1 protein-coding gene is annotated in these 430 nt (G+C 66.7%); it reads right to left on the reverse strand.

Annotated elements, in window-relative coordinates; all coding sequences use genetic code 11:
* Positions 1–430 (reverse strand): Ig-like domain-containing protein (locus tag ACN6NG_RS29910; RefSeq protein ID WP_474317530.1); only part of this gene is annotated, 430 nt, incomplete at both ends.

Raw genomic sequence — 430 nt, forward strand, 5'->3', positions numbered from 1 at the left:
TGCTTACTGCGCCAGGTGGCGTGATATCCGGGGCATCGAACTGCAGCGGCGCCGAGGTGTTGCCGGCGGCATCCACCAGGCGTACGTCCAAGGCTTCGCCATTGGCCTGCGCAGGGTTCAGGGTCAAGCTGAACAGGCCATCGGCGCCAACAGTGCCAGTGCCGATGAGAGTGCCTGCGGCATCACGCACCTGGACGGTGGTGCCCGGCTCGCCGCGACCGGTGAAGGTCACACCATCAGCCAAGGCAAGGTCAGTCGGTTGGGCAGGCGGCAGCAGGTCAGCAGAGGTGACCGAGCCCGGTTGCGATACGTTGCCGGCGGCGTCGGTGAGCGTGACTTGCAGGGTGCTGCCGTCGTTCACGGCAGGGGCCAGAGCGATGACGAAGGTGCCATCCGCGCCAACGGTACCCGTCGCGAGGATGTTGCCTGC

The sequence above is a fragment of the Pseudomonas sp. TSO6 genome, from assembly GCF_056098905.1.